The 26,321-nt window shown below is 69.5% G+C and carries 31 protein-coding genes and 1 tRNA gene; 16 read left to right on the forward strand and 16 right to left on the reverse strand.

Translation table 11 applies throughout. The features are described 5' to 3' along the window. The first annotated feature begins 95 nt into the window (after positions 1 to 95). The 6 genes from ACFHWE_RS04960 to ACFHWE_RS04985 all read left to right on the forward strand — a co-directional run bounded on the left by ACFHWE_RS04960 (position 96) and on the right by ACFHWE_RS04985 (position 5,418). Positions 96 to 2,360, forward strand: a complete 2,265-nt coding sequence (locus ACFHWE_RS04960) for a transglycosylase domain-containing protein (RefSeq protein ID WP_416599470.1) — start codon at positions 96 to 98, stop codon at positions 2,358 to 2,360. A 228-nt stretch (positions 2,361 to 2,588) separates the two neighbouring features. Then, positions 2,589 to 2,879: a 30S ribosomal protein S6 gene (gene rpsF, locus ACFHWE_RS04965; RefSeq protein ID WP_416599402.1), complete on the forward strand. Its 291-nt coding sequence runs from the start codon at positions 2,589 to 2,591 to the stop codon at positions 2,877 to 2,879. 116 nt (positions 2,880 to 2,995) lie between these two features. Next, a complete protein-coding gene (locus tag ACFHWE_RS04970; protein ID WP_416599403.1) occupies positions 2,996 to 3,580 on the forward strand; it encodes a single-stranded DNA-binding protein in 585 nt (194 codons plus the stop codon). Positions 3,581 to 3,690: 110 nt separating this feature from the next. Further along, positions 3,691 to 3,927 (forward strand): 30S ribosomal protein S18, encoded by a 237-nt coding sequence (gene rpsR / locus ACFHWE_RS04975; protein ID WP_013155832.1) that lies wholly within the window; start codon positions 3,691 to 3,693, stop codon positions 3,925 to 3,927. A gap of 29 nt (positions 3,928 to 3,956) precedes the next feature. Continuing rightward, positions 3,957 to 4,403 (forward strand): 50S ribosomal protein L9, encoded by a 447-nt coding sequence (gene rplI, locus ACFHWE_RS04980; RefSeq protein WP_416599404.1) that lies wholly within the window; start codon positions 3,957 to 3,959, stop codon positions 4,401 to 4,403. A gap of 223 nt (positions 4,404 to 4,626) precedes the next feature. After that, positions 4,627 to 5,418: a peptidoglycan recognition family protein gene (locus tag ACFHWE_RS04985; RefSeq protein ID WP_416599405.1), complete on the forward strand. Its 792-nt coding sequence runs from the start codon at positions 4,627 to 4,629 to the stop codon at positions 5,416 to 5,418. Here the strand turns inward: ACFHWE_RS04985 and ACFHWE_RS04990 are convergent. The 3 genes from ACFHWE_RS04990 to ACFHWE_RS05000 form a co-directional block, all read right to left on the reverse strand. After that, the gene (locus ACFHWE_RS04990; RefSeq protein WP_416599406.1) at positions 5,376 to 5,789 is read right to left on the reverse strand and encodes a DUF397 domain-containing protein; all 414 of its coding nucleotides are present in this window, start codon (positions 5,787 to 5,789) and stop codon (positions 5,376 to 5,378) included. The two genes, ACFHWE_RS04985 and ACFHWE_RS04990, sit on opposite strands and share 43 nt — an antisense overlap. Positions 5,790 to 5,888: 99 nt before the next feature. Continuing rightward, positions 5,889 to 6,083 (reverse strand): DUF397 domain-containing protein, encoded by a 195-nt coding sequence (locus ACFHWE_RS04995; protein ID WP_416599407.1) that lies wholly within the window; start codon positions 6,081 to 6,083, stop codon positions 5,889 to 5,891. Positions 6,084 to 6,095: 12 nt separating this feature from the next. Beyond that, positions 6,096 to 6,983, reverse strand: a complete 888-nt coding sequence (locus tag ACFHWE_RS05000) for a helix-turn-helix domain-containing protein (protein ID WP_416599408.1) — start codon at positions 6,981 to 6,983, stop codon at positions 6,096 to 6,098. A 484-nt stretch (positions 6,984 to 7,467) separates the two neighbouring features. Here ACFHWE_RS05000 and ACFHWE_RS05005 point away from each other — a divergent pair, with 484 nt between their 5' ends. Genes ACFHWE_RS05005 through ACFHWE_RS05015 form a run of 3 tightly spaced genes read left to right on the forward strand, consistent with a single transcriptional unit; the run spans position 7,468 to position 8,170 of the window. Continuing rightward, the gene (locus ACFHWE_RS05005; protein ID WP_416599409.1) at positions 7,468 to 7,689 is read left to right on the forward strand and encodes a hypothetical protein; all 222 of its coding nucleotides are present in this window, start codon (positions 7,468 to 7,470) and stop codon (positions 7,687 to 7,689) included. Then, positions 7,686 to 7,910, forward strand: coding sequence for a hypothetical protein (locus tag ACFHWE_RS05010; protein ID WP_416599410.1), 225 nt, complete (start codon positions 7,686 to 7,688; stop codon positions 7,908 to 7,910). The genes ACFHWE_RS05005 and ACFHWE_RS05010 overlap by 4 nt, the downstream gene beginning before the upstream one ends. Positions 7,911 to 7,969: 59 nt before the next feature. Then, a complete protein-coding gene (locus tag ACFHWE_RS05015) occupies positions 7,970 to 8,170 on the forward strand; it encodes a hypothetical protein (RefSeq protein ID WP_416599411.1) in 201 nt (66 codons plus the stop codon). Between the two features lie 87 nt (positions 8,171 to 8,257). On the opposite strand, the gene ACFHWE_RS05020 is transcribed toward ACFHWE_RS05015, so the two are convergent. Further along, entirely contained in the window at positions 8,258 to 9,607 is a 1,350-nt protein-coding gene (locus ACFHWE_RS05020) for an MATE family efflux transporter (RefSeq protein WP_416599412.1), read from the reverse strand. 364 nt (positions 9,608 to 9,971) lie between these two features. Between ACFHWE_RS05020 and dnaB the strand changes: the two genes are divergently transcribed. Further along, complete coding sequence (gene dnaB, locus ACFHWE_RS05025; RefSeq protein WP_416599413.1) at positions 9,972 to 12,392, forward strand: replicative DNA helicase; 2,421 nt, start codon at positions 9,972 to 9,974, stop codon at positions 12,390 to 12,392. 71 nt (positions 12,393 to 12,463) lie between these two features. Here the strand turns inward: dnaB and abc-f are convergent, their stop codons facing one another. From abc-f to upp, 6 genes are all read right to left on the reverse strand, one after another. Continuing rightward, positions 12,464 to 14,140: a ribosomal protection-like ABC-F family protein gene (gene abc-f / locus ACFHWE_RS05030; RefSeq protein ID WP_416599414.1), complete on the reverse strand. Its 1,677-nt coding sequence runs from the start codon at positions 14,138 to 14,140 to the stop codon at positions 12,464 to 12,466. Between the two features lie 487 nt (positions 14,141 to 14,627). Next, a complete protein-coding gene (locus tag ACFHWE_RS05035; RefSeq protein WP_416599415.1) occupies positions 14,628 to 14,849 on the reverse strand; it encodes a hypothetical protein in 222 nt (73 codons plus the stop codon). A 293-nt stretch (positions 14,850 to 15,142) separates the two neighbouring features. Next, positions 15,143 to 15,652 (reverse strand): PH domain-containing protein, encoded by a 510-nt coding sequence (locus tag ACFHWE_RS05040; RefSeq protein WP_416599416.1) that lies wholly within the window; start codon positions 15,650 to 15,652, stop codon positions 15,143 to 15,145. 19 nt (positions 15,653 to 15,671) lie between these two features. Next, positions 15,672 to 15,836, reverse strand: a complete 165-nt coding sequence (locus ACFHWE_RS05045; RefSeq protein WP_197024203.1) for a hypothetical protein — start codon at positions 15,834 to 15,836, stop codon at positions 15,672 to 15,674. A 294-nt stretch (positions 15,837 to 16,130) separates the two neighbouring features. After that, positions 16,131 to 16,367 carry a hypothetical protein gene (locus tag ACFHWE_RS05050; protein WP_028647891.1) on the reverse strand — a complete coding sequence of 79 codons (237 nt, stop codon included), beginning with the start codon at positions 16,365 to 16,367 and terminating at the stop codon, positions 16,131 to 16,133. A 405-nt stretch (positions 16,368 to 16,772) separates the two neighbouring features. Further along, the gene (gene upp, locus ACFHWE_RS05055) at positions 16,773 to 17,426 is read right to left on the reverse strand and encodes a uracil phosphoribosyltransferase (RefSeq protein ID WP_416599417.1); all 654 of its coding nucleotides are present in this window, start codon (positions 17,424 to 17,426) and stop codon (positions 16,773 to 16,775) included. 293 nt (positions 17,427 to 17,719) lie between these two features. Between upp and ACFHWE_RS05060 the strand changes: the two genes are divergently transcribed. The 4 genes from ACFHWE_RS05060 to ACFHWE_RS05075 all read left to right on the forward strand — a co-directional run bounded on the left by ACFHWE_RS05060 (position 17,720) and on the right by ACFHWE_RS05075 (position 19,331). Continuing rightward, a complete protein-coding gene (locus ACFHWE_RS05060; protein ID WP_416599418.1) occupies positions 17,720 to 18,220 on the forward strand; it encodes a tRNA adenosine deaminase-associated protein in 501 nt (166 codons plus the stop codon). A gap of 43 nt (positions 18,221 to 18,263) precedes the next feature. Next, the gene (locus ACFHWE_RS05065) at positions 18,264 to 18,749 is read left to right on the forward strand and encodes a tRNA adenosine deaminase-associated protein (protein WP_416599419.1); all 486 of its coding nucleotides are present in this window, start codon (positions 18,264 to 18,266) and stop codon (positions 18,747 to 18,749) included. Positions 18,750 to 18,753: 4 nt separating this feature from the next. Then, a complete protein-coding gene (locus ACFHWE_RS05070) occupies positions 18,754 to 19,236 on the forward strand; it encodes a nucleoside deaminase (protein WP_416599420.1) in 483 nt (160 codons plus the stop codon). A 10-nt stretch (positions 19,237 to 19,246) separates the two neighbouring features. Continuing rightward, a tRNA-Ser gene (locus ACFHWE_RS05075) sits at positions 19,247 to 19,331 on the forward strand. Positions 19,332 to 19,472: 141 nt separating this feature from the next. Here ACFHWE_RS05075 and ACFHWE_RS05080 read toward each other — a convergent pair. The 6 genes from ACFHWE_RS05080 to ACFHWE_RS05105 all read right to left on the reverse strand — a co-directional run bounded on the left by ACFHWE_RS05080 (position 19,473) and on the right by ACFHWE_RS05105 (position 24,809). Further along, positions 19,473 to 20,678, reverse strand: a complete 1,206-nt coding sequence (locus ACFHWE_RS05080) for a tyrosine-type recombinase/integrase (RefSeq protein WP_416599421.1) — start codon at positions 20,676 to 20,678, stop codon at positions 19,473 to 19,475. Positions 20,679 to 20,717: 39 nt separating this feature from the next. Next, positions 20,718 to 20,921 (reverse strand): helix-turn-helix transcriptional regulator, encoded by a 204-nt coding sequence (locus ACFHWE_RS05085; protein WP_416599422.1) that lies wholly within the window; start codon positions 20,919 to 20,921, stop codon positions 20,718 to 20,720. Further along, entirely contained in the window at positions 20,918 to 22,606 is a 1,689-nt protein-coding gene (locus ACFHWE_RS05090) for a replication initiator (protein WP_416599423.1), read from the reverse strand. Before ACFHWE_RS05090 ends, ACFHWE_RS05085 begins: the two co-directional genes overlap by 4 nt. Further along, positions 22,606 to 24,039, reverse strand: a complete 1,434-nt coding sequence (locus ACFHWE_RS05095) for an FtsK/SpoIIIE domain-containing protein (protein ID WP_416599471.1) — start codon at positions 24,037 to 24,039, stop codon at positions 22,606 to 22,608. Before ACFHWE_RS05095 ends, ACFHWE_RS05090 begins: the two co-directional genes overlap by 1 nt. After that, positions 24,036 to 24,293 (reverse strand): hypothetical protein, encoded by a 258-nt coding sequence (locus ACFHWE_RS05100; RefSeq protein WP_416599424.1) that lies wholly within the window; start codon positions 24,291 to 24,293, stop codon positions 24,036 to 24,038. The genes ACFHWE_RS05095 and ACFHWE_RS05100 overlap by 4 nt, the downstream gene beginning before the upstream one ends. A 102-nt stretch (positions 24,294 to 24,395) precedes the next feature. Beyond that, complete coding sequence (locus tag ACFHWE_RS05105) at positions 24,396 to 24,809, reverse strand: plasmid replication, integration and excision activator (protein ID WP_416599425.1); 414 nt, start codon at positions 24,807 to 24,809, stop codon at positions 24,396 to 24,398. A 290-nt stretch (positions 24,810 to 25,099) separates the two neighbouring features. On the opposite strand from ACFHWE_RS05105, the gene ACFHWE_RS05110 reads away from it, so the two are divergent. Both ACFHWE_RS05110 and ACFHWE_RS05115 read left to right on the forward strand, forming a co-directional pair. Next, positions 25,100 to 25,843 (forward strand): DUF5919 domain-containing protein, encoded by a 744-nt coding sequence (locus tag ACFHWE_RS05110; protein ID WP_416599426.1) that lies wholly within the window; start codon positions 25,100 to 25,102, stop codon positions 25,841 to 25,843. A gap of 4 nt (positions 25,844 to 25,847) precedes the next feature. Further along, on the forward strand, positions 25,848 to 26,321 hold the full coding sequence (locus ACFHWE_RS05115; RefSeq protein ID WP_416599427.1) for an NUDIX hydrolase: 474 nt from the start codon (positions 25,848 to 25,850) through the stop codon (positions 26,319 to 26,321).

Below are 26,321 nucleotides of genomic sequence, written 5' to 3' on the forward strand. Positions count from 1 at the left end.
GTCCCGACATCGACGAGGACGACTGGGACGACCGGCCCTGGTGGCAGCGGTTCCTGTCCAAGGCCTGGAAGCCCGCCCTGGCCGTCTGCGGCCTGATGATCATCGGCGGCGTGGCCGCGTTCGCCATCCTGTACGCGATGGCGCCGGACCCGAACGAACTCGACGACAGGGCCGAACAGCAGGCATCCGCCTCCCAGATCCTCTGGGAGGGCGGGGACGTCGCGATGACCACCGGCGAGGTCCAGCGCATCGAGGTCACCCGGGAGGAGATCCCGCAGTCCGTGGTCAACGGGGTGCTCGCCGCCGAGCAGCGCACCTTCTACGAGGACCCGGGCATCAACATCGTGGGTATCGGGCGCGCGGTCCTCTCCGGCGGCCAGTCCGGCGGCGGCTCCACCATCACCCAGCAGATGGCCCGCAACTACTACGGCGACCTCAACAACGAGAACCGCTACATACGCAAGGTCCAGGAGATCTTCATCTCCATCAAGCTCGGCCAGCAGATGGAGCACGACGAGATCCTCACCCGGTACCTCAACACGATCTACTTCGGCCGGGGCGCCTCGGGCATCGAGATGGCCTCCCAGCGCTACTTCGACAAGTCGGTGGGCGAGCTCAACGACGCCGAGGGCGCGTTCCTGGGCATGATCATCCAGTTGCCCAGCACGTTCGAGAACCCCACCGAGAACGACGAGTGGACCCAGAACTACCTGGTCGAGCGCTGGACGTACATGCAGGACCAGTTGGCCCTGATGCATGAGGAGACCGACGGCGAGCGCGGGCTGCCCGAGGCCGAGGCCGAGGCGCTGGAGATCCCCGAGCGCATCCCCTACCAGATCGGTGAGGAGGCGGAGAGCGACCCGTCCATCCCCTACATCCACCAGGCGATCATGGACGAGATCGCCGACCGCTACAACGACTCCGACATCACCGCCGGGGACATCGCCACCCAGGGCTACCGGATCCAGACCTCGCTCAACCCGGACCTGATGGACGCCGCGGCGGAGGCCTTCGCCGCCCTTCCCGAGGGGCCGCCGGAGGACCTCATGCGGGGCCTGACCGCGGTCCGGCCCGGAACCGGTGAGATCGTCGCCTTCTACGGCGGGGCCAACTACACCGAGGAGACCAACCACTCGCTGACCCACCGCACACAGGCCGGTTCGTCGTACAAGCCCTACGTGCTGGCCACGGCGCTCTCCCAGGGCATCGGCCTGCGGACCACGCTCGACGGCTCCAACGCGCGTGAGTTCCCCGGCCTGGCCAGCCCGGTCAACAACGCGGGCAACGGCGACTACGGCGAGGTCAACCTCATCGAGGCGACCGCCAACTCCTACAACACCCCCTACGTGGACCTGGCCACACGGGTCGGCGAGGTGGCCGTCGACGACATGGCGGTGCGGCTCGGGGTGGGGCCGGAGCAGATCGAGACCTCCGCCCGCGGTCCACTCATCGCGCTGGGCACCCACCTGGTGAGCTCGCTGGACCAGGCCACGGCCTACTCCACCTTCGCCAACCAGGGCGTCCACATGCCGGCGCACATGATCGTCGAACTGACCGACGCCGAGGGCGACGTGGTGCCACCGGACGACGCGGGCGAACTGGAGACCGGTACCGAGGTCATCAGCCCCGACATCGCCGCCGACGTCACCTACGCCCTCACCCAGGTGGTGGAGAACGGCGGTGGAAGCAGTGCCGCCCTGCCCGACCGCAGGGTGGCGGGCAAGACCGGTACCTCCTCGAACGCGGTCTCGGCCTGGTTCGTGGGGTACACCCCGCAGTTGACCACGGCCGTGGGGATCAGCCGCAGCAGCGGTGAACCGCTGGCGTTCGACACCCTGGGCAACGCCTCGGTCTTCGGTGGCTCCACCTCCGCGCTGGTGTGGAAGGAGTTCATGACCCGGGCCATGGAGGGCCAGGAGGTCCTGGACTTCCCGCCGCCCGCCTACACCGGTGAGGACCAGAAGTTCTACAGCCCGAGCCCGAGCGAGAGCCCGAGCGAGAGTCCTTCCGCGGACGACTGCGAGGGGGACCAGCGGCCGGGCAACGGCAACGGCAACGATCGGGACTGCCCGGACGACGAGGAGACCCCCGAGTGCGAGATGCCCCAGGACTGGAACAACCCCGACTGTGAGGGCGAGTTCGGCCAGGAGGTGTGCGACGAGTACGGCTGGGTCGAGTGGTGCCAGGACGGGGACCCGTCCGAGCAGCCGACCGACGAGGACTGCGGCGGACTCTTCCAACCCCAGTGCCCGGACCCGACGACGGACCCGACGGACCCCACGACGAGTCCGAGTGACGGCACAGGACAGCCGGGACGGCCGCAGAACAACGCCAGCGTGGTGCTTCTCCGGGAGGACTGACCCGGCCGGGTGAGCCCGAGGGGCCGGTACGCGCCGTGAGGTGCGTACCGGCCCCTCGCCGTCCGCCCCTCGTCCACAGACCAGCCGACACGGTGCGCGGCTGCTGGTAATCTTGGCTTCCGTATGGCTCAGAGCCCGACCGGCACCCTGTGGGGAACGTCCCGGGCTCCTGCCCTCCTGCCATGGAGATTCCATGGCCGCAACAGTCCAGAGGAGGAACGTACGCCTATGCGTCGTTACGAAATCATGGTCATCCTCGACCCCAGCCTCGACGAGCGCACCGTGGCCCCGTCGCTGGAGAACTTCCTCGGTGTCGTCCGCAACGAGGGCGGCTCCGTCGAGAAGGTCGACATCTGGGGCAAGCGCCGTCTGGCCTACGACATCAACAAGAACTCCGAGGGCATCTACGCGGTCATCGACCTGTCCGCGCAGCCCGCCACGGTCAAGGAGCTGGACCGCCAGCTCGGCATCGCCGAGTCGGTCCTGCGCACCAAGGTCCTGCGGCCCGAGGTCCACTAGGCGCCCACCGGAGCCCCCGCCCCCCTCCCGCCGGTCGAGTGTCGGTACCGACACCGATGATCGGGGGGAACAGGCGACCTGCGCCTGAACCGTCTATCTCGAACCGGAGCCGATCCATGGCAGGCGAAACCCAGATCACGATCGTCGGCAACCTCGTCGACGACCCTGAACTGCACTTCACCCAGAGCGGGGTCGCGGTCGCCAACTTCCGTGTGGCCTCCACGCCCCGTACCTTCGACCGGCAGGCAGGTGAGTGGAAGGACGGCGAGTCCATGTTCCTCACCTGCACCGTGTGGCGCCAGTACGCGGAGAACGTGGCCGAGAGCCTTCAGCGCGGCACGCGCGTCGTCGTGCAGGGCCGACTGAAGCAGCGCTCGTTCGAGACCCGCGAGGGCGAGAAGCGCACCGTGTTCGAGGTCGATGTCGAAGAGGTCGGTCCGGCCCTGCGCTACGCCACCGCCAAGGTGACCAAGACGCAGCGCCAGGGCGGCGGCTTCGGCGGCGGTGGCGGTTTCGGTGGCGGCCCGCAGGGGGGCGGACAGCCCCAGGGCGGCGGCTACGGGAACCAGGGCGGCGGCTTCGGCGGCGGCCAGCAGGGCGGCCAGCGCAGCGGTCCTCCGGCCGACGACCCGTGGGCCAACAACAGCGGCGGCGGATTCGGTGGCGGCGGCGGAGGCTTCTCCGACGAGCCGCCGTTCTAGGCGGCCGCACCCGTACACGGCCACGGCGCCAGCCAAGGCGCCGGGCCACCATTCCTGTGTCATAGACCATCCCCGGGAGGACCCCGGGGCTCTTGCGAAGGAGCACCACGATGGCGAAGCCGGCAGCGCGCAAGCCCAAGAAGAAGGTTTGCCTCTTCTGCCAGGAGAAGCAGTCCTACATCGACTACAAGGACACCACGCTTCTCCGTAAGTTCATCTCCGAGCGCGGCAAGATCCGCGCCCGCCGCGTCACGGGTAACTGCACCCAGCACCAGCGCGACGTCGCCACCGCGATCAAGAACGCGCGCGAGGTCGCCCTGCTGCCCTACACCAGCACCGCTCGCTAGCGGGGATTTGTCCGAGGGAGGTTTTTGTCGTGAAGCTGATCCTGACCCACGAGGTCAACGGTCTCGGAGCCCCCGGCGATGTCGTCGAGGTGAAGAACGGCTACGGCCGCAACTACCTGCTGCCCCGCGGGTTCGCCATCCGGTGGACGCGCGGCGGTCAGAAGCAGATCGACCTGATCCAGCGCGCCCGCAAGTCGCGTGACATCCGCAGCCTGGACGAGGCCCGCCAGGTCGCCGGCCAGGTCGGCGCGCTCACCGTGCGCATGAAGCAGCGCGCGGGCGAGGGCGGCCGCCTGTTCGGTTCGGTCACGCCCGCGGACATCGCCGATGCCGTCAAGGCGTCCGGCGGTCCCGAGCTGGACAAGCGCCGGATCGAGATCAAGAGCCCGATCAAGTCCGTGGGTGCCTACAAGGTGCAGGTCCGCCTGCACCCCGAGGTCTCCGCGCAGATCAAGCTGGACATCACCGGGGCCTGAGGCCCGGCGTCCACTGGCCCCGTCCTTCCCCGGGCGGGGCCTTCGTGTGTTCGGGGCCCGTCTTCCGTAGCGTCTGCATGACACGCCCGGGTGGGACGCCTGATCGTTGATTACGCTATGTAATTTATCGTGTTCTCTGTGTCGGTATCGCATATAGCGGTACCCCGCACAGAGAGGACGACCAACGATGTCCGTGCGAAGAGGACCGAACCATCCGCCCCGAATGGGACGCAGGACGATGCTGCGCGGATCCGCACTGGCGGCCGGGGGGGCACTGCTCGGCGGAGCGGTGGGCGCGCTCACGATGGACGCGGCGTTCGCGGCGGGGGCGCCGAAGGTGTACTCAAGGTCGGACTGGCGGGCACGGTCCCCCAAGGTGGCCATCCAGGTCCTGGACCGGGCCCCGACCCACATCGTCGTGCACCACACGGCCACCTCGAACACCTCCGACACGTCGAAGTCGCACGCGGCGGCGCTGTCGCGTGCGATCCAGCGCCACCACATGGACACCAACGGCTGGTCCGACACCGGCCAGCAGCTCACGATCAGCCGCGGCGGCCACGTCATGGAGGGGCGGGACCGCTCACTGGCGGCGATTCGGGACGGCCGGCACGTGCTGGGGGCGCACACCGCGAACCACAACAGCCACACCATCGGGATCGAGAACGAGGGCCTGTACACGTCGGAGGAGCCGCCGGAGGTGTTGTTCGACGCCCTGGCCGACACGTGTGCCTGGCTGTGCTCGGTCTACGGTCTGGACCCCTCGGAGGCGATCGTCGGGCACCGGGACTACAACGCCACGGCCTGTCCCGGCGACGAGCTGTACGCGATGCTGCCCCGGCTGCGCCGCAAGGTGCGGTACCGGCTGGACGGCGCGCTGATCAGGCTCAGCTACTTCGAGCGCCGTGTCGTGGCACCCGAGGAGCTGCCCGGCTATCCGCCCGTTCCCGAGGAGGAGCGCCGGGCGCTGTTCTACCACGGCCCGGCCTGGGGGAGGGGTGACGTGCCCTCCTGACGGTTCGAGGACGCCGTGCCCCCGGAGCACCCGCTACTCCGGGGTCTTGCGCTGCCGTTCCCCTGGCACCCCTCCTCGCGGCGGACGGTGTGCGGGAGGACCGCCCGGTCGGTCCGGGGGACGAGGAAGCGCCCTTGGCGCGGGTTCATCGAGTCGCGGAGAGCGGCGGTGCCACCGGGCACGTCCGCGACCTCGGCGCAGTGGTCGCCGCTGTCGCTGTAGCTGCTCCCGTGGAAGGTGAGCTCGGTGGTGGAGTGGTGATGGTGTCTCCCCGGTCGGTGAGCGTGCCGCGCCTGATCGCTCCGTGGAGCGGTCAGGGACCGTCTTCCACTCTCGGACACCGGACACGTCCCCTGAGAGCACAGGAGCACTGGCTACCGGTTGGTAGTCCTCTCGGAAGGTCCGCTCAGCAGCGGATGAGTACGTGGACGGCCCCGGAGAGATCTCTCCGGGGCCTGTCTGCTGTTCGGCTACACGTCGTCGCCTCGCACGGAGCCCAGGAGTGCCGCCCATTCCGTACCGGGGATGAGGAAGTGGCCGTACTGAGGGTTCATCGAGTCACGTACGGCCGCGTTTCCACCGGGCACGTTCGCGACCTCGACGCAGTTCGACGGGTTGCTGTAGCTGCTCTTGCGGAAGGTGAGTTCGTCGGTGGATGAGTACATGGTTGTGACTTTCTAGGCGGTGAGCGATCGCAGGTAGTCAGGGACCGCATCTGGGTCAAGCGCTTTGGCCAGCAGACGGTCGAAACACCTGCGGTACCGGGTTATCTCTGGCGGCTTCTCCAGATACAGCCCGTCCGTGTTGGTCTCCAAGAAGACCAGAGACGGTGCGGCGTCATAGTCGAGGACGGAGAACGGTCCACCCATGCCAGCGTGTAGGCCAGCTGACACGGGCAGCACCTGGAGAGTGACCGAGTTCGGCGACTCGGCCAGTTGAAGGAGTCGTTCCACCTGGGGCCTGAAGAGATCTGGTGATGCTTTGAGCATCAAGAGTGAACTCTCGTGGATGATCGCCCAGACGTCCGGCGGATCTTCTTTGGTCAAGATCTCCTGCCGCCGTATACGTGCCTCGACGGTCCGCTGGATGTCGTTCGGATCACGGATGAGCGTTGCTTGGGCGATGGCCTCGGCATACTCCGGTGTTTGGAACAGGCCGGGGATGTACTGAGGCTCGAACAAGCGGACGTTCTTCGCTCCGGCCTCCAGAGAGGCGTAAGCACCTCCGAGTACGTCGTCGTAGCGGTTCCACCATCCGCGTTCACGTGACTGCCGTGTGAGGGCGAGGATCGAGTCGCGTTCGCGTGTGTCTGACACCCCATACAGGTCGAGCAGTGCGCGGATGTCGGTCACAGCAGGTTTCTTTGACCGGCCTGTCTCGATGTTCGAGATCTTCGTACTCGACCACTCGATCTCATCGGCTACCTGCTCGATGGTCATGCCCGCATCGAGCCGTTTTGCGCGCATCTGTGCTGACAGTTGGCGCCTGGCTACGGACGGACTGCTCACTTCGGCCTCCTCGCGCGACGTCGCCGATCGTATCGCCGTTGAGCCGGAACCAGACATTTCGCAACTCCTTAATGTGATGATACGAAACACCGTATCGCGACTAGGGTCTTGCTAATTAAAAGTTTCGGATACATGATGGGGCTGTACTCATCCGAGCCGCCTTCATCCAGCGGCACCCTGACGAAGGAGGCGCCCTGTGCGCTGCCTGGAGTTGACCACTGCGGCCTCACGGCCACCCGCCCGTGCCCCGCGCCGCCGGTACGCCCGGAACGTGCGCCCCGCAGTCCCCGCGCTGCCCGGCCTGACCGTCCTGCCCACAGCGCCCACCATGCCCATGGCGCCCGCCCCGACCGACCGCGCGGGGCGGGCGCCCGGTGCCCGCCCCGGGCGGCGGACCGGCGCCCCGCCCGGTGCCCACGGGCGCGCCCTCCCCGAACCGGTGGGCGCCCGGCGACCGCCCAGGCACCCGCACCGGGCGCCACCGGCGCCCCGGGCACGGGTACACCGCCCCCGGGCGGGATGGCCTGTGGGGGGTGGCGGTGTGAGCACCGAGGCACGGGCGCGCACCCTGGACGAGCTGATCGCGGGCCGCTGGATCGTCTCCTTCGATGTCGATGCCCAGGGAGAACGCACCTACTTCGCGGTCCGCCCGGTGGGCTGGAACGGCCCCGGCGACCCCTTCGAGCGCGTGGAGGCGCCCACCCACGCGGGGCTGTACGCCGCACTCGCCCGCCGGTGCGCACGGGCAGGGGGCGCCCGGTGATCCCCCGCCCGCGCACCGTCTGCGACATCCGCACCCTGCCCACCAAGGACGCCCTGCGCGCGTGGGCGCGCGAGCACGGCGCCCGCGTCCGCTGGATGGGCGCCACCCTCGACGGCGGCGAGGTGTGGGGCGCTACCCGGGGCGTGGTGACCCGGGTGTGCGTCACGGCACCGGACGGGCGCCCGCACCCGGCGGTGTGGCGGTCGCCGCTCGAACCCTGACCGCCCGCCCCGACCAAGGGCGCCCGCCCAGGGGGCGGGCGCCCACCGAGAGGACCGCCATGACCAGACGTCCACGGGCGCGGCGGCGCCCCGAGGAAGAGGACGCCCACGACCGCCCGCTCACCGCCGAGGAGGAGCGCGCCGTCGCGCGCCAGGGCGAGACGATCCGCCGCGAACTGGAGTGGGAGGCCCGCCTCCGGGCGCGCGGCGAGCGGCTCCCCGGACCGTTCGAGCGCGCCGAATGGGGCGACCGTGGCTGAGCCCGGTGCCCGCGCGTGCCGGGGACACCGGGGACCCCCGGGCAGGGCGCGGGCACCGCCCGCACACCCCCGCGCCCGGGGGCGCGCCTACGGGCGGCGGGCGCCCGTCACCAGCCAGGCGGTGCCGCGCGCCCGCGCGCCGAGGGTGACGGCGCGGGCCAGGATCCACACCGCGAACGCGCACCACAGCCCGACCAGCCCCCACATCGGTGTGTCCGCCGCCGCGGGCAGCACCAGGGCGAAGGGAAGGAAGGCCAGCATCGTCCACAGCGACGCCCACGCCAGGTACCGCTGGTCCCCGGCGCCCATGAGGACGCCGTCCAGCACCATCGTCACCCCGCTGAGTGGTTGCAGCAGCGCGGCGACCACCAGGGTCGCCGTGATGAGCGCGCGCACCTGCGGATCGGAGGTGAACGGCACAGGGATCCAGGGCAGCAGGACGAACACCAGGGCCAGGAACGCCACGCCCAGCAGGACGCCCCACTCCACCATGCGCCGGGTGGCCTCCCGCGTCCCCCGGACGTCGCCCGCCCCCAGGTACCGGCCGACGATCGACTGCCCGGCGATCGCGATCGCGTCCATGGCGAACACCAGCAGTGCCCAGACGTTGTAGGTGACCTGGTGGGCGGCGATCGACGCGTCGCCCAGGCGCGCGGCCACCGCCGTGGTCACCAGCGCGACCACGCGCATCGACACACTGCGCAGGAACAGGGCGAACCCCGCCGAGGCCGAGGCCCCGACCCCCCGCCGGGTCGGCGCGAGGGGCACCCCCTCCAGCCGGGCCGCGCGGCCGATCGCCGCCACGTACCAGAAGGCCCCGGCCGCCTGTGCGAGCACCGTCGCCCACGCCGAGCCCGCGATCCCCCAGTCGAGGACGAACACGAACACCGCGCACAGCGCCGCGTTGGCCGTGTAGGAGGCGACCGCCACCACCAGCGGGGTTCGAGCGTCCTGGAGCCCGCGCAGCACCCCGGTTCCGGCCATCACGATCAGCAGGAACGGGGTGCTCAGCAGGCTGATCCGCAGATAGGTGAGCGCGAAGGGCCGGATCCGCTCCGACGCTCCCAGGAGGTCGACCAGTACCGGGCCCAGCGGCCAGCCGACCGCGATCGCGGCGACGCCGAGCAGGGCCGCCAGCCACAGTCCGTCGACGCCGTCCCGGATCCCGCCGGACACGTCTCCCGCCCCGAACCGGCGGGCGACCGCCGCCGTGGTGCCGTAGGCGAGGAAGATGCACACCGAGGCGAGGGTCAGCAGCACCTGCCCGGCCACGCCCAGGGCCCCGAGTTCGCGGACACCGAGGGTGCCGACGATCGCCGTGTCGGTGAGGAGGAAGAGCGGTTCGGCCACGAGGGCGAAGAACGTGGGGACCGCCAGGGCGAAGATCTCGCGATCGTGACGGTGGCGGAACGGCGCCGCCGAGAGGAGTTTCGGCATGACAGCGCCACGCTACCGGGCAGACCTCGCAAGTCCGCTGAGAGAAGGCTCGCCCACCGGTGTGATCCTGTGGATAACTTGTGGAAAGGTTGCGCGCCAGAGATCTTTACCCACGTCTTTTCAGGGTGGGTTTCCGCAGATCAGAGGCTATATCCACAGGTGCGCCCCAAGTTATCCACAGGTGATGTGCACAACGTGTGCGGCATTGCCCTGCACAGCACCCCGGACGGGTGTTACGGGCGGGTCCACAACCCGTGGCGCGGCGTCCGTGGCGCGGTGTCCGCAGCGCCCGGCATGGGGCATCCTGGAGGGGTCGGTCCGCACCCGGAGCCGACCCGGAAGCGGTCCCAGGGAGAGTGAGTTCGTGAGTGTTGCCGAGCCACCGCCCGACGTCGGCGGATACGATCGCACGCCTCCGCACGACATCCAGGCGGAGCAGAGCGTTCTCGGCGGCATGCTCCTCTCCAAGGACGCCATCTCCCAGGTCGTGGAGATCATCCGTTCCGCCGATTTCTACCGCCCGGCGCACCAGATCATCTACGACTGCGTCGTCGACCTCTTCTCGCGCGGCGAGCCCGTCGACGCGGTCTCCGTCAACGCCGAACTCACCAAGCGCGGCGAGGGCACCCGGTCCGGCGGCGCCACGTACCTGCACACGCTGACCGAGGCCATCCCCACCGCCGCCAACGCCGGCTACTACGCCAAGATCGTCTCCGACCGCGCCATCCTGCGCCGCCTGGTCGAGGTGGGAACACGGATCGCCCAGATCGGGTACGCGGGTGACGGTGAGGTGGACGACCTCGTCGACCACGCCCAGGCCGAGGTCTTCAAGGTCGCGGAGAAGCGCACGGGCGAGGACTACGTCGTCCTCGGCGACATCATGCCCGGCGCCCTCGACGAGATCGAGGCGATCAGCTCCCAGGACGGCACGCTCACCGGTGTGCCCACCGGGTTCGCCGACTTCGACGCCCTCACCAACGGCCTCCACCCCGGGCAGTTGGTCGTCATCGCCGCCAGGCCCGCCATGGGCAAGGCACTGGCGCTGGACACCCCGGTGCCGACCCCTCAGGGGTGGACCACGATGGGTGGGATCGAGGTCGGCGACGAGGTGCTGGCCGCCGACGGCACCCCCACCCGTGTGGTCGCCGACAGCGGCGTGATGGCTGACAGGCCGTGCTACGAGATCACCTTCGACGACGGCACGAAGGTCGTCGCTGACGCCCGGCACCAGTGGTTGACGGACACGCGCGCCTCAAGGCGGGCCGCCCAGGAGGCACGGAGCCGGGGAGCGGCGCGACCGCGTCTGCTCCCCGCCGTGCGCACGACCGAGGAAATCGCGAGGACGCTGCGCCTGGAGACGGCCGGTGGGCCGAACCACTCGGTGGCCAACGCCCGGGCACTGGAGCTTCCGGACCGGGACCTTCCGCTTCCGCCCTACTTCCTGGGCGTGTGGCTGGCCGGCGGCACTTCGGACGCGGCACGCGTCACCACCGTCGACCCCGAGGTCCTCGTCAACATCGAGGCCGAGGGCCTGGTCACCAAGCCGGTGGGGTCCGGTCGTTCCACTCACGGAGTCTTCCTCCCCAGGGAGGATGCCCGTTCCACCGACCACGGCGGTGTCACCGCACTGCTCCGCTCGATCGGTGTCCTCGGTGACAGGCACATCCCCGACCTCTACCTGCGTGCTTCGGAGCGGCAGCGCCGAGCGCTCCTCGCCGGACTCCTCGACAGTGGCGGCAGGGTCGGTATCGACGGCTCGGTCCAGTTCGCGGTCACCGGCGAACGGCTGGCACAGGGGTTCCGCGAACTCGCGCACAGCCTCGGCTACCGGACGGGGATGTCCGCCGAGCGCGTCCCCAGACGCGACGCGCGGCCATCCGTCCGCCACACGATCACGTTTGGTTCGCGAAGCGGGGTCTTCGGCATCGAACGCAAGCGTGCGGCGCACCGAGAGCGGTCGGAGGGCCGTCACCACCGGCGGATCGGCTCCAGGTTCATCACCGACGTGCGCCGGGTGGACAGTGTTCCGGTCCGCTGTATCCAGGTGGACCACCCGGACCACCTGTTCCTGGTGACCGGGTCCATGATCCCCACCCACAACTCCACTCTGGCCCTGGACTTCGCGCGCTCGGCGTCGATCAAGCACGAGATGACCTCGGTCTTCTTCAGCCTGGAGATGGGGCGCAACGAGATCGTCATGCGCCTGCTCGCTGCCGAGGCGCGCGTGGCCCTGCACACCATGCGCTCGGGCCAGATGACCGACGAGGACTGGACTCGGCTGGCCAGGCGTATGGGCGAGGTGGCCAGCGCCCCGCTGTTCATCGACGACTCCCCGAACATGTCGATGATGGAGATCCGGGCCAAGTGCCGCAGGCTCAAGCAGCAGCACGACCTCAAGCTGGTCGTCGTCGACTACCTCCAGTTGATGAGCTCCCCCGGCAGGGTGGAGAGCCGTCAGCAGGAGGTCTCGGAGATGTCCCGGTCCCTCAAGCTCCTGGCCAAGGAGCTTGAGGTCCCGGTGATCGCGCTCTCCCAGCTCAACCGAGGTCCCGAGCAGCGGACGGACAAGCGGCCCCAGGTGTCCGATTTGCGGGAATCTGGGTCGATTGAGCAGGATGCGGACATGGTGATCCTCCTGTACCGAGAGGACGCCTACGACCAGGAGTCCCCGCGGGCCGGGGAGGCGGACATCATCCTGGCCAAGAACCGCAACGGCCCCACCTCCGACGTGATCGTGGCCTTCCAGGGGCACTACAGCCGGTTCGTCGACATGGCCCCGGGCTGATCCGACCGCGTCTCCATATATCGGACCATCCTTTATTGGCTTTAAGTGCTAGCCGATTTATCGACATAGCGTCAAGTCGACATAGCGTCACCAGCCACCGTGCCCTCCCGCAGTTCCAGGTGCCGCCCCGTGAAACGTGATCTCGTCCTGCGGTCGTGTGTGACGGTCACCAGCGCTCCGGTGTAGTGCGACAGCGCCTCCTCCAACTCCTCCACCAGGCCGGGGGAGAGGTGGTTGGTGGGCTCGTCCAGCAGCAGCAGGTCGTGGGCGCCCGAGGCCAGGCGGGCCACCTCGACCCGTCGGCGCTGCCCGACGGAGAGCAGGGCCAGGGGCCGGTCCAGTTCCTTTGGGCGGAAGAGCCCGAGTGCGGCCAGCGCGTCGCGGTGCTCGTCCGGGTGGCCGGGAAGCCCCGCCGCGAAGGCCTCCAGGACGGTTCGCCCGTCGCCGGGTGCTCCGTCCTCCTGGCGTAGGTGCCCCACACGCCCGGAGACGGACACCGAACCGGAGTCCGGTACCAGCGCGCCGGAGAGCACGTGCAGCAGCGTGCTCTTGCCCGCGCCGTTCGGCCCGGTGACGAGCACGCGCTCGCCCCGGGCGATCTCCAGGCGGGGCACGTGGAGGCGCCGGCCGACGCCGACCCCGTCGAGCACGGCGAGGGGCCCGGCGGCGGTGCCGACACCGGGGCCGGGCGCGGAGAAGTCGGCGCTCATCCGCAGCGGCACCGGCGGGGGCGGTACGGGATCGTCCGTCAGCCGCTGGAACCGTTCCTTGGCGATGCGGATCCGGCTCCGCGCGCCGTGGTCGCGGCCCCGCAGTCTGAACCCGCCGTGCCCGAACGCGGCCTTGGCCATCTTGCGGGGGATGCCGTCGAGCCGCTGGGCGTTGGCGTCGGCGAGTCTGCGCTGCCGTGCCACCTCCCGCTTCCACTCCTCGTACTCGCGGATCCATCGGTTCCGGGCGGCGGCCTTCGCCGCGAGGAACCCGTCGTATCCGTCGCCGTACCGGTGAATCCGGCGGGCGTCGTGGTCCACCTCCAGGACACCGGTGGCCACACGGGAGAGGAAGGCCCGGTCGTGGGTGACGGCTACGACCGTGCCCCGGTGTTCGAGCAGTCGCTCCTCCAGCCATGCGACGGCACGGTCGTCGAGGTCGTTGGTGGGTTCGTCGAGTAGGAGGAGTTCGGGTGAGGCGGCCAGGACGGCGGCCAGGGCCAGGCGTGAGCGCTCCCCACCGGAGAGCGTCCGCAACGGGCGGTCGCGGTCCAGTCCGGGCAGGCCGAGGGCGTGGAGCCCGACGTCGACGCGGAGGTCCGCACCGTAGCCTCCCCGTGCCTCGAACTCGGTGAGCAGATCGCCGTAGGCGGCCAGTTGTTCCGGGCCCGCGGCGTCGAGCCGCTGTTCGGCGGCGCGGATGCGTGTTTCCAGAGCCCGTAGGACCGCGAGGGCGGTGTCGATCGCGTCACGGACCGTTCCGGACGGAACCCCGCCGGGGACCCCCTCCATGGTCTGCGGCAGGTAGCCGACGCCTCCGGGGGCACGGACCACCACTTCTCCGTTGTCCGGTTCCTCCGCTCCGGCCAGGAGCCGCAACAGTGTGCTCTTCCCGGAGCCGTTGTCCCCGATGACGCCGACGCGCTCGCCGGGGCCGACGGCGGCGTCGGCCCGGTCGAGGACGGTGTGGTCCCCGTACCGCTTGGTGACGCGGGTGAGGGTGGTCTGGGACGTGGCTGGGCGTGGGGCGGTGGTCATGAGGGCCTCCCGGTCTGTCGTGCGGCGGTGTGTGCCCGCAGCTCGCCGGAAGCTCTTGTACCGGTGGTTTCCGGACCGCGTGCGCGGAGTGCTCGGGTCCGGGGCGTGGTGATGAGACCTTCCTGGGCGGCCGCGGATGGACGCCCGGCGGAGACGCGCCGCCGTGCGGGGCGCGTGTCCTCGTGAACGCGGGGCGTCCTGTCGCGGTGCTAGAGGAAGAGCAGTCTCATGTGTGGGACGGTACGCCTCGTTCTCTGTCCGGACAACGTGTTTTCGGGTCACGCGCAGTGTGAGACGCGGATCACTTTGTGTGGATGGCGGGGTGGCCCGATGCGGGGCTACTGATTCCCCGGTAACGGATATGCCGATTCCTCGGGGTGAAGGGGCCGGCATAGAGGAGGGCCGCTCCCCTGGAGGGAGCGGCCCTGGTGTCTTGTCCGTCGCGGGACACGGGTCCCGCCGCGGTGGGATGTCCCCGGGACGCGGGTCAGAGCCAGCGTGCCTCGGGGCGGATGCGTCCGCCCTTGTCGACGAGCACCCAGTGCGTGATCGGGTGCTCGGACCGCGTGTTGTCCACGGCCTCGCGCGGCTGCGGGGCCCGGAGGGGCTTGCGCGCAGTCTTGGAGAGTCGGCGGGTCCGGGCCGAAGTGCGCGTGCGGTCTGTGGCGGAGCGAGCTGGGCGCCGTGCACGTTCTGTCTTGCGTGCCATGAGACCCTCCTCGTTTCCGTATCAGATGATCATAGTTAACCGTCCATTCATCAAAAAGTCAAGCTTTGTCCGCTTGTTGGGGTGAGTCCTCCGGAGGGTGGTCTCGCCTTCCCCCAGTTCGGAGGGTTTTTCGTGCGTGCGTCTCAGGTGTGCTCGACGGGGGCCGAGGGGTGTCAGGGCGAGTAAAGGTGAACGGAAGGTGAACAAAGAGGGTTGGGGTGGTGTGCGAACGCGAGAGCGGCACCCGCGATCGTTGCGGGTGCCGCTCGCACACAGATCCCTGTCGGAGTGGGTCACTCCTTGAAGATGAGCCCCACGACCTCCAGGTAGAGCTGTTCCGGATAGGGAATGAAGTTGATCTTGCTCAGCGCCTGGTCCTGGCCGGCGGATTCCATCACGAACGTGCCGTACCCCAGGAAGCGCCCCATCAGAGTCCGCTCGAACCGCATGTCGGTGACCTTGCCCAACGGCATCATGTTCACCTGTCGGGTGATCAGTCCCTGGGTCAGCAGCAGCCGGGCCGACGTGATGACGAAGTAGTCCACGGACCAGTCGGCGATGCGCCAGACGAACCACACCAGCACCAGTAGCCACAACCACCAGACGATCGCCAGGGTGGCGCCGGTCTGGCCGATCTCGGTGTTGCTGAGGATGCCCGCGGCGACGAGTGCGCCGAGGACGGACGCGGCAGGGCCGATCAGCACCGCCGGGTGCTTGCGAATGGTCACCACGTCCTGCTCATGGGGCAGGAGATAGCGGTTGACCGACGCTGGAGCGTTGTTGCTCGACGCTACGAGCCGCATGGCCACGGACCCACCTCCGTTACGGCAGGAGCGCGTTGACGAAGCGGGACAGTGATTCGGCACCGCCCATCAGGCCGCCCAAGGCGCCCTGGATCACTCCGGCTGCGCTTTCGGGTTGCGTGAGCAGATAAAAAGCCACGAAACCGATGAGCGCGTAGCCGCCCCATTTTTTCAACTTCGCCACGACTGGCTCCTTTGGGAATCCGCCTGACCCACCAACCCAGGAGTGATTGTCCCACCGACGACCATGCCCGTAAAGCCTGGGGGTCCTCATCGGCGTGGCGGTTATGCCGGACCTCGGACGGTTGTGGCCTCTGTCCGGTTTCGGTGGTGTAAGTATTGCTGGAGAAGGTGGCCCGGAATGCGTTTCGCCCCCGCTGGGAAGCGGAGGCGAAACAGGGCGGGTCGGAGGAACGGGGACCCCTCCCGCCCGGGTGCGGACCGGCGGCTTCGGCCGGAGGCCGTTCGGGAGCGGGTGTCAGCGTCGTTCGGAGTAGGCCATGGCCAGGACCTGGAGGTGCTGGCGGGCGATCCGCTCCACCAGGTCGGGCGTGGCCCTCCCCGTGACGTCCTCGGCACCGTGTCTGGCGGCGTTCACGCAGCGGGTGACGGTGGAGGTGTGGTGGACGCCCGAGAACTCACCTTCCAGTCGGCTGATGACCGGGGTGAAGTGCGGGTCGTGGGCGTGGCGGGTGGATGCGGGGGTCGTAGGCATCTCGCTCCTCGAAGGCCGTTGGGATCGCTGCACAGGGTACTCAACCCGGGGCTTTGAGTAGTCGTCGGAGAGTTGTCGGAAGCCCCTGTCGGAATGCGGTGGAGTCGGACGCGTCGTGGACGCCCGGCCTCGCTGTGGCGGTTTCGGTGTGGTGGGTCGCCCCGGTTACGGGTGGTCAGTAACCATGATCACTCTCGTCTGTTACGTTCCCGTCTCGAAATGAATTCGGCTAATGCAGCACCGCGCCGAGTCGCCGGACTCGCTGCCAGCAGGGACGACACTGGTGCCTAGGAGGGTGGATGCCCGATTTTCGGGCTTTCATTCACACATGGCCGAAAAGAACCCAAAAAGCGCCCAACCGGGCGTTCCGGTGGGCGCTGGTGCCGGTGAGGCGGGTGCGACGAGTCAGACGGTGCCGTACAGGCGGTCGCCCGCGTCGCCCAGGCCGGGCAGGATGAAGCCCTGGTCGTTCAGACGCTCGTCCACGGCGGCCGTCACCACGTTCAGCCTCGCCCCGTGGTCCGGGGCGAGGCTCTCCTCCAGCGTGCGCTCCACCGCGGTCAGCCCCTCGGGGGCGGCGAGCAGGCAGATCGCCGTGATGCGGTCGGCACCCCGCTCCACGAGGAGCGTGAGCGCCGCGGCCAGGGTGCCGCCGGTCGCGAGCATCGGGTCGAGCACGTAGCACTGGCGGCCCGACAGGTCCCGCGGCAGACGGTCGGCGTAGGTGGCGGGCCGGAGGGTCTCCTCGTCGCGGGCCATGCCCAGGAAACCCACCTCCGCCGTCGGCAGCAGACGGGTCATCCCGTCGAGCATCCCCAGACCCGCGCGCAGGATCGGAACCACGAGGGGGGTCGGGCGGGACAAGTGTGTCCCTCCCGTCTCCATGAGCGGCGTTTCAATGGTGACGTCCGTCACCCGCACGTCGCGCGTCGCCTCGTAGGCGAGGAGGGTCACCAACTCGTCGGTCAGGCGCCGGAAGGTCGGGGAGTCGGTCCGCACGTCGCGCAGGGCGGTCAGCTTGTGCGCGACCAAGGGGTGGTCGACGACCAGGGTTTCCAAGGCGTACTCCGAGTGAGCTGGGACGACGGGTCGTGGCCGGGGGAGGTTTCGGCCAGGCCGAGTGTAACCGTGCGCCCCGTCCGGACCGGCGCCGCGACCGCACCGCTCCGGCCGGAGGGGGACGCGCAGTGCGCGTGGGGAGGGGGCGCGGAGTCGACGACTCGTGAGAGCGTGGGGCACAGTGATGCGCGACAAGGGCGGCGCCCGAAGGACGGTGGTCGTTACCATGGCTGACGCACGGGCGATCGGCGCCGCCTCGTCCGGACCTACTGCACCGCCGGGTTGGAGTGACGATGACAGTGATTGATCATGGTGACGACGACTCGGGCGACTTCGCGGCCGTCGCCTACCGGGAAGAGGAGTACTGGGAGGTCGACCTGCTCCCGGTGGCGCTGACCCATGACATCAAGGGCCTCATCCACGCCCTCCGGCAGCAGCCGAGCATCAGCGGCTCCCTCGGGCTGGTGGCGGTCGGGGACGACTTCTTCATCATCGTCCGGGTGTACGGCGAGGAGGTCTCCCTCTTCCTCTCGGACGTGACCGCCTCCGTGGACTGGCAGGTGGCCCGCGACGTCCTCGACCACCTCGACATCGACGTTCCCGACGACGACGACCTCGACCAGGTGCTGCCCGCCGGGGACCTGTCCATCGTCGCCGACCTCGGCCTGGACGAGATGGAGCTCGGTGCCCTCGCGGGAGACCTCGACCTCTACCCCGACGAGGTGCTGGCCAGCGTGTCCGAGCGGCTGGGATTCGCCCAGTCGTTCCAGCGTGTCCTGGACGGCATGGGGTAGGGAGAGGCTCGAAAGCCACCCCTGGAGAACAGGAGAGCGCGTGGTGTCGACCTTCGCAGCCGTCTTCGCCCCCGACGGGAAGGCGTGGCGGGGAACCGAGGCCGAGCTCGGGGACGTGGAGGCGGTCGACGACGTCGCCGACGTCATGATCGACTTCGCGGCCGAGCGGGGAAGCGATCTCTGCCTGCTCCTCGTCGAGGCCGACGACGAGTGGTTCGCGATCGTGCGGACCGAGGAGAGCGGTGAGCCGCGGATCTACCTTTCCGACGTGCGGGTGGCCGACGACCACCCGCTGGCCCGGGTGCTCTCCGAAGCGAGCGGCCTCTCCGTTCCCGAGCAGCCCGAGAGCGCCGGAGCCCGGCCGGCACCGGCCCCGGAGGGGGACGCCGACCTGCTCACGGACCTCGGTATGACCGGGGACGAGCTGCGCTCCCTGTCGACCGGGGGCGGGGTTCTGCCCGGTGACGCGCTGGCGGCCGTGGCGGAGCGGGCGGGTTTCGGTGAACTCCTCGACGACATGAGGCTGTGACCGGGTGGCCGACCGGGAAGCCCTGGACGCCGCTCTGCGCCTGGCCGTCGACGAGGGCGTGCTGGCACTGGAGACCGGGGACGTCCCGGTGGGTGCCGTGGTCCTCGACCCCGCGGGTGCCGTCATCGGCAGGGGCCGCAACGAGCGTGAGGCGACCGGAGACCCTACGGCGCACGCCGAGGTGCTCGCCCTGCGGGCGGCGGCCAGGGAACGCGGTGAGTGGCGGCTGAGCGGCTGCACGCTCGCCGTGACCCTCGAACCCTGCACGATGTGCGCGGGCGCGCTCGTCCTGGCGCGCGTGGACCGGGTGGTGTACGGGGCCCGGGACCCGAAGGCGGGTGCGGCCGGGTCGCTGTGGGACGCGGTGCGCGACCCGCGTCTGAACCACCGTCCGGAGGTCGTTCCGCCGGACCTGGTCGGAGCGGAGGTCGCGGAGCGGTGCGCCGGTCTCCTCAAAGAGTTTTTCGCACACCGCCGCATCCGGTAGGGTGGCTCGCGGTGGAGTCGCCTAGTGGCCGATGGCGCCCGCCTCGAAAGCGGGTAAGGGGCAACCCTTCGAGGGTTCGAATCCCTCCTCCACCGCCGCAGGCCGGTGTCCACCCAGGTGGACGCGGGGCCTTAGAGGTAGCGAGGGCCGGTTGCTCCGAGCCGGTGCACATATGGTGCACACGGTGAGGAGCGACCGGCCTTCTGCGTGTTCGGGACCGTCTCACGGATCCGGGGTCACGCGGCGGGGGCGAGCGCCAGGACCCGGGCGGCGTCCATGGCTTCGGCGACCTCGTCCAGGCGATCGGGGAAGAGGTGCCCGTACCGGTCCAGGGTCATCGTCGCGGTGGCGTGTCCCAGCATGGCTTGCACGACCTTCACGTCCGCCCCGGCCGCGATGGCCAGGGACGCGGCGGTGTGCCGGAGCTTGTGCGGCGTCAGTCCCAAGCCGTCCAGATCGGCATCCTTCACCGCCTTGTCGAACTCCCTCCGACGCCAGTTGCGCAGACGTAGGGCCGCATCCCGCTTGGTGGCGAATACCAGGGCATCATCCGGTCGTTCGTCGACCAGGGGCCGCAGTTCGGCTACCAGGGACGGAGAAATGGGAACGGTACGACTCTTGCCCGTCTTGGGCGACTGTTCCACGAGTTTGCCCTCGACTTCAGCGAAAGCGGTCGTAACCCGGATCCGGCGTCCCTGGAGATCCACTCTCCCGACGCGGAGCGCGGCGGCCTCGTTGAAGCGTAGGCCGGTATAGGCGAGCAGGAGAATAAGCGCCCGGTTGATCCGAGCGCCCGCCGCCACCTGGTCATACTTGGTGCGCAGTGAACCGGCGGCGGTCGCGAGCGCCTCCACCTGGACGTGATCGAGGTAGACGTGTTCGGCCTCACTCGGCTTGGGTAGCGGCACACCCTTGGCCGGGTTGAAGGGGATCCGGCGCGGCACGCACCAACCCAGGACCATGGATAGAACGCTGTGCACATGCCGGGTCTGGGAGGCCCCGAGGTTCGCCCCGCCCTCGTCCCGCGGCTTCTGCATCTCCGCGATCCACACGGCGATGTCCTCGGTGTGGATTGCCGAAAGGGGAAGTTCACCCCAGCGAGGAAGGAGGTAGAGGTCGAGTAGACCCCGGTATTTCCACCAAGTGGAGCGCTTGATATCGGTCCGGGTGATCAGCCACTTCTCGGCCTGTTCCCCGAATGTGGCCCTCCCGTCGTTGGGGTTGCGGTAGGAGCCCTCGTGGAGGCTGTTCTCGATCTCGGTCTGCTTCTTCTCCGCGTCCGGCTTCCTCTTGAAGGTGCCGCCGCTCTTGATCTTCCCGGTGGGGTCGTAGTAGCGGACCATCCATCGGGCGGGCGGGGTGCGGCGGGCAGCCTTGGCCTTCTTCACAGCCTCGTTGTAGGACTTCTCTTTCGTGCGGTCGTAGACCCACGCGCGAGCCATGGGGTTGTGTTCCTTCCAGGAGTAAAGGGGGGCGAGGGTTCAGCGGGAGCGGACCCAGGCGTGGACCTCGTCAGGCAGGTAGCGCACGTACCGACCCACACGGTGGGAGGGAGGGCCGTCGCCCTTGTAGCGCCACTCGTAGAGGGTCTTGGGCGGTACGCGCAGGTAGGCGGCGGTGTCCTTGACCGACCACAGTTCGGCGCGCGGGTGGGGAGAGGGCGAGGTCGTGGCGGTGGCGGTCATGCGGCCCTCGTCTCGTGGATTGCCGAACGTTCGGGAGTCCGGGCGGCGTCGAGTTGTGCGCGGCGTTTGAGGGACTCGCCGACCGCGCGCAGGAGGCGGCGTTCGCGGGGTGCCACGTCCGGATCGGTGGGACGGGCCAGCTCCCAGGCAAAGGAGCCGCGAGCCGTGGAGAGCAGGGCGAGGGGCCGGTGGTCGCCCTCGCCCTGGTCCTCGTCGGCGGGGTCGATGCCCAGGGTGTCCAGGACCCAGGCGAGCCGGTCCGCCTTGTGATCGGCCAGGGTCTTACCCGACCACTTGCGCGAGACCAGCACCCGGCGTCCGGCGTAGCCCAGGTGTTCGCGGCGGTGGGCCTTGGAGCGGCAGAACCCGGGGCGGAGCCCGGCTTTGGGGTCCTTGGGTTGGAGGCCGTAGCGCAGCCAGTTCGCGCAGCGGGGCGAGCACGGTTCGAACCGCAGCGCGTCCAACAGGCGGTCCACGTGCTGTTCCTGCGACACCGTCTCGACTTGGTGGCAGTCGGCGAGGTCCTTCGTCAGGTACTTGGCCAGGTAGCGCACGCACCGGTCGGCGTCCGCCGAGCCCGCGACGACCCCTTTGGCATCGAGTTGGCGTCCGAACCGCGCCACGTGGTGCGGTTGCGCGTTGGGGTCCTCGTCCAGGGCATCGAGCGCCTCGTCCCAGGTGGGCAGGACCTCGCCCGTGGCGGGGTCGAGGTAGGTGGCGGTGTCCTCGTCCCACACCGGGAGGCGGTCGCCCTCGTAGACGACGCGGTCGGCGTTGGGCCACCACACCTGGTGGTAGGTGGCGGCGGCGATCTGTCGGAGTTCGGCCCGGGGCAGGGTGCCCCGGGTGGCCATGTGCAGGTGCGGGGCCAGACGCCGTTGCGGTTCGACGGAGGCGAAATACTGCACGTCGAACCCGGCCACCCGGCGCAGGTTCTGCACGAACCGGTCGATGAGCTTGGAGAAGTGCAGGGCGTCCCGCGCGGCCCGCCGGTAGTCGTAGGCGGCGGGGTCGACCGGGGTGCCGTCCGACTTCACACGGCCGTAGGAGTCCAGCGTCAGGGTGAGGAACAGCGAGGGCCGGAACGTCCGGCCCGTGTGGGGGTCGGTGTAGGAGCGTCCGACCGTGGTGGGGCGCATCGCGCGCTTGGGCAGGTCCGGCACGTCCTGACGCCGCCTGGTGGAGCGCACCCGACGCGGCGTGGCCCCGGACGGGGAGGATCCCGAACGGGTCACCGATCCCCGCAGGCCGGAGGCGGTGATCTCCTCGTCCAGGTCGGCGATGGCAGCGTCCAGGCGGAACAGGTCCTCGTCCGAGGCGTCCCCGGCAGCGGCGATACGGTCGCGCTGGGCGGTCACTATGGCGCGCTGTTGCACCCAGTCCCGTTGCGTCTGGGTGGGCGGGTCGGGGTCCACGACGGGGTCCTCTGCCAGGTGCCAGCCCTCTTCACACTGGGACCGGCGCAGCGAGCGTTTGCGTTTGGCGCAGGCCGGACAGCGCGATTCCAGCGTGGACCCGCACGGCACGTCCACGATCTCGCTGGTACCGGTGGCCAGGTCGGTGCGTCGGAGGGAGACGGGGCGGATGCACACCCCGTGGTCCGCGGCCACCTGTTCGGCGACCTCACGGGCCAGGGGTTGCGCCAGCCGTTCGGCCCGAGTGGACTTACCGGTCAGAGTCGGCATCAGCCCACCCCGCCGCCCGACGAGGAGGGGTCAGAGCCGTAGACCTGGACCATCGCGGTGATGTTCGCGTCTGAGACGTAGGCGGCCCGCACCCGCACCGGGGCCGGTGAGCCCTCCACCCGCACGAACCCCACCCCCGGAAGGCCGGGGTCGATCAGGTGCGCGTTCGCGCCCCGGTCGCGTGCCCCTTCGCCGAGGACCATGTCCACCTGCGACGCCTCGTCCAACCGCAGAGCCACCTTGTCCGGGAACAGGTTGCGCAGGTTCATCACCTCCTTGCGCGGATCCTGCAACGCCGCCAGCACGCAGAAGCCCACCGACCGGCCCTGTGAGGTGAGGGTGGCGATCGCGTTCTCCGCCCGGCGCCGCACGTCCCGGTCGGGATGGTAGGCGGTCAGGAACGCCACCTCGTCCAGCACCACCACCACGAACGGATCCGCCACCGTGGGCGTGTGCGCCCGCTGCCTGCCCGCGTAGCGTCGGGCGCGTTCCTGCATGGTGCCCACCGCCCGCTCCAACAGGGCCACCGCCGCGCCCGCCTCGTCGGCGTAGTGGGCGAACAACGCCCGCCCATAGGACAGTTCCATGCGTTTGGGGTCGACCGCCCACACCTGCGCCGTCCCCGCATCGATCGCGGGCAGCATCGCGCGCACCGCTGACCAGATCACCGAGCCCTTCCCTGAGCCGGTCACGCCCGCCACTAGGACGTGTGTGCCGTGCAGGCGCAGCGCCCACCGCGCGCCGTCCTCGCGCACACCCACGCCCAGAGCGCCCAGATCCGCCCACTCGCCCACGTCCAGGGCGGGCACGGTGCGGGCGAGGGTGTCCCGGCGCGGGAACTCCAGCGTGATCTTGCGCGGGCCTTCCACCAGCACGCGGCAGGAGGGCGCGCCGAAGCCGTGGGCGAGTTCGGCCACGCGCGTCTCGAAGTGGGCGGGTGAGGTGCCCGCCACGAGGGTGATGCGCACTCGGTCCGCCCACTCCGTGCAGAGGACGCGGCGGATGCGCGGGAGGTAGCGGCGCTCCTGGTAGGACTCGGCCAGTCCGGAGATGACCAGGACGGGTTGCCAGTGGCGGCGGTAGACCATCACGTGCCGCCACCACGCCAACAAGCGCAGGGTGACCCAGGCCCGGAAAGAGGAAGGCCGGATGCGCCACCACACCAGAGAGGCCACGGCCGCCGAGCCCCACAGTCCGGCGAGGCCGGGCCAGTCCAGCCACCACCACGCCCCGCCCGAGAGGACGGCGGAGGCGACCATGACCGGGAAACGGAACGGCAGCGTGACCAGGAACCGCACCAGCCGCCAGATCCAGGATGCCAGGACCACGATCCCGGGGGTCTCCACGATCGGGGTCGTCCAGCGCACCCCCTGGGCCGGAGAGGGCAGGGTCGGGGGCGTCTGCGCGGCCCCCACCTTCGCTGAGCGCATCAGAGCACACCCCCGCCCCGGTTCACACGGTTCTCGTTCTGGTCCAGGGCGCGGGAGCGCATCAGGCGGGCACGGTCGGCGACCTCGACCGCGTCCTGGGTGCCCGCATCGGCCAGGGCATCGAACACCCGCGCCTTGAAGGCGTAGAAGTCCGCCCACTCACCAGGCGAGGTACGGGGGGCCTCGACCGCGTCGAGGTAGGCGTGCACCAGGGCGGTGCCGGTCAGAGTGGACAGGTCATCGGGGTAGGGGGACATACTGGAAACACCTCTTGTGAGAGTTGGGAAGCTTCCGAGGGGTGACAGGGGCGGCTCAGGTGTTGGCGCACCAGGCCGCCCCGCTTACATGTCAGGAGGCCATCAGGCCGCGTCCTTGGCCGGAGAACGACGGGTGCCGCCAGCGGCACCGGCGGTCGGGGGCTTCACACCCCGGGCGCGGAGCGAGTAGGCCACCCGGGGGCGACGGCCGTTGTCGTCCACATAGGGCATGACCGCCATGGATTCGAACTCCACTGGCCGGAACGGCAGCCCGGGAACCTCGTCCGGGAGGGTGGGGCACACTTTCGCGGGGATCTTGACCTTCACACTCTTGGCCTTGCCCCGCGCATCGGGGTCGGCGTCGATCACGTCCACCGCCCACAGCGGCAGGCCCGTGTCCTTGTCGAGCTGGGGCCGCTTGGTCTCGAAGTCGGTGATCGCCTCCACCCCGAGCGCGAACGCGCCGTGGGGGAACACGGCGGCGAACTCCACCGGCAACGCACCCTGAATCGCCATATCGGCAGTCCTTTCTTCTGTGTTCATGCTGGTCACGACTCCTGGAGCGATCGGCGAGCGATCAACCGAACCAGAGAATCGATACATGTATAGCATGTATCGAACTTGGCTTCCAGTCATCAGAGCCGAAGACTTCACCGGGAGCGGTCGGAACCTCGGAGCCGTGGGCGGTGTGGACGGTTACCACCCTGACCGAGGAGGGCCGGACGAGATCACTACATGGCTGGACGTGTTCAGGACGTCTCGATACTGTGAGCGCGTCCTTAGCCATCCTGCGGAGCCCGGGGGACATGCCGAACGAGAGGCTGCGAGCCGCACTACTCCAGCGCGGGGTCACACCGTCCGACCTGGCCGACACCATCGGTGTGGACGCCAAGAGCGTTGAACGCTGGATCACCCAGGGACGCACGCCCTACCGGCGGCACCGCTACGCCACCGCGGCCTACCTCGAAGTCGACGAGGTCTACCTCTGGCCGGACGCCCTACCGCCGGAGCAGGCCAAGGCCGCCTCGCAGAGCGAGATCGTGGAGATCCACCCCCACCGCTGGAGCGTCCCGCCGGACCTGTGGAAGCGCCTGTTCGAGGACGCGCGGGAAGAGATCGCGATCCTGGTCTACAGCGGGTTCTTCATCGCCGACGACCCCGGCATGCTCCGACTGCTCGCCGACAAGGCCCGGGACGGGGTCCGCGTGCGCGTGCTGTTGGGCGACCCCGACAGTGAGGCCGTCGCCCAGCGCGGCAGGGACGAGGGCATCAACGAGTTCATGGCCGCCAAGGTCAGGAACGTGATCCTGATGCACCGGGAGCTGCGCGCCGTGGAGGGTACCGAGTTCCGCTTGCACGGGACCACCCTGTACAACTCGCTCTACCGCGCCGATGACCAACTCCTGGTCAACACGCACGTGTACGGGGTGATGGCCGCCCAGGCGCCCGTCTTCCACCTGCGCAAGGTGCCCGGCGGTGCCATGATGAACACCTACCTGGAGAGCTTCGAGAAGGTGTGGAACCAGGCGACCCCGCTCGACGGAGAGTAGGCCCATGGGCAGGCGGATCGACTACTACGACGACCCCGAGGCACCGGCGGCGAACAGCCTCGTGCCGTCCGTGAACGTGTTCGTGGTCAACGACCGCGACGAAGTCCTGATGATCCGCCGCACCGACAACGACAACTGGGCCGTCCCCGGCGGAGCCGTCGACCTGGGCGAGTCCGTCCCCCAGGCGGCGATCCGCGAGACGCTGGAGGAGACCGGGGTGACGTGCGAGATCACCGCGACCGTGGGCATCTACAGCGACCCCAAGCACATCATCTACTACACCAGCGACGGCGAGGCCCGCCAGGAGTTCTCGATCGCCTTCACCGCCCGGCCGGTATCCGGCCAGCCCAGGCCCAGCAGCGAGTCCAAGGAAGTGGTCTGGATCCCCAAAGGCGAGTTGGCGACCTACCGCATGGACCGGTCCATGCGTCTTCGCGTCGGACACTTCCTCGCAGGCGGACCGATGCACATCGGGTGA

Source organism: Nocardiopsis sp. LOL_012 (genome assembly GCF_048060475.1).
Lineage (GTDB): Bacteria > Actinomycetota > Actinomycetes > Streptosporangiales > Streptosporangiaceae > Nocardiopsis.

What these genes read in the sequence shown, in the direction of transcription:
- ACFHWE_RS04960 (WP_416599470.1), top strand. Translation starts at nt 96, where the DNA reads ATGATCATCGGCGGCGTGGCCGCGTTCGCCATCCTGTACGCGATGGCG.
- rpsF (WP_416599402.1), top strand. Translation starts at nt 2,589, where the DNA reads ATGCGTCGTTACGAAATCATGGTCATCCTCGACCCCAGCCTCGACGAG.
- ACFHWE_RS04970 (WP_416599403.1), top strand. Translation starts at nt 2,996, where the DNA reads ATGGCAGGCGAAACCCAGATCACGATCGTCGGCAACCTCGTCGACGAC.
- rpsR (WP_013155832.1), top strand. Translation starts at nt 3,691, where the DNA reads ATGGCGAAGCCGGCAGCGCGCAAGCCCAAGAAGAAGGTTTGCCTCTTC.
- ACFHWE_RS04985 (WP_416599405.1), top strand. Translation starts at nt 4,627, where the DNA reads ATGGGACGCAGGACGATGCTGCGCGGATCCGCACTGGCGGCCGGGGGG.
- ACFHWE_RS04995 (WP_416599407.1), bottom strand. Translation starts at nt 6,083, where the DNA reads ATGTACTCATCCACCGACGAACTCACCTTCCGCAAGAGCAGCTACAGC.
- ACFHWE_RS05000 (WP_416599408.1), bottom strand. Translation starts at nt 6,983, where the DNA reads ATGTCTGGTTCCGGCTCAACGGCGATACGATCGGCGACGTCGCGCGAG.
- ACFHWE_RS05015 (WP_416599411.1), top strand. Translation starts at nt 7,970, where the DNA reads ATGACCAGACGTCCACGGGCGCGGCGGCGCCCCGAGGAAGAGGACGCC.
- ACFHWE_RS05020 (WP_416599412.1), bottom strand. Translation starts at nt 9,607, where the DNA reads ATGCCGAAACTCCTCTCGGCGGCGCCGTTCCGCCACCGTCACGATCGC.
- abc-f (WP_416599414.1), bottom strand. Translation starts at nt 14,140, where the DNA reads ATGACCACCGCCCCACGCCCAGCCACGTCCCAGACCACCCTCACCCGC.
- ACFHWE_RS05035 (WP_416599415.1), bottom strand. Translation starts at nt 14,849, where the DNA reads ATGGCACGCAAGACAGAACGTGCACGGCGCCCAGCTCGCTCCGCCACA.
- ACFHWE_RS05040 (WP_416599416.1), bottom strand. Translation starts at nt 15,652, where the DNA reads ATGCGGCTCGTAGCGTCGAGCAACAACGCTCCAGCGTCGGTCAACCGC.
- ACFHWE_RS05050 (WP_028647891.1), bottom strand. Translation starts at nt 16,367, where the DNA reads ATGCCTACGACCCCCGCATCCACCCGCCACGCCCACGACCCGCACTTC.
- ACFHWE_RS05060 (WP_416599418.1), top strand. Translation starts at nt 17,720, where the DNA reads ATGACAGTGATTGATCATGGTGACGACGACTCGGGCGACTTCGCGGCC.
- ACFHWE_RS05080 (WP_416599421.1), bottom strand. Translation starts at nt 20,678, where the DNA reads ATGGCTCGCGCGTGGGTCTACGACCGCACGAAAGAGAAGTCCTACAAC.
- ACFHWE_RS05085 (WP_416599422.1), bottom strand. Translation starts at nt 20,921, where the DNA reads ATGACCGCCACCGCCACGACCTCGCCCTCTCCCCACCCGCGCGCCGAA.
- ACFHWE_RS05090 (WP_416599423.1), bottom strand. Translation starts at nt 22,606, where the DNA reads ATGCCGACTCTGACCGGTAAGTCCACTCGGGCCGAACGGCTGGCGCAA.
- ACFHWE_RS05100 (WP_416599424.1), bottom strand. Translation starts at nt 24,293, where the DNA reads ATGTCCCCCTACCCCGATGACCTGTCCACTCTGACCGGCACCGCCCTG.
- ACFHWE_RS05105 (WP_416599425.1), bottom strand. Translation starts at nt 24,809, where the DNA reads ATGGCGATTCAGGGTGCGTTGCCGGTGGAGTTCGCCGCCGTGTTCCCC.
- ACFHWE_RS05110 (WP_416599426.1), top strand. Translation starts at nt 25,100, where the DNA reads ATGCCGAACGAGAGGCTGCGAGCCGCACTACTCCAGCGCGGGGTCACA.
- ACFHWE_RS05115 (WP_416599427.1), top strand. Translation starts at nt 25,848, where the DNA reads ATGGGCAGGCGGATCGACTACTACGACGACCCCGAGGCACCGGCGGCG.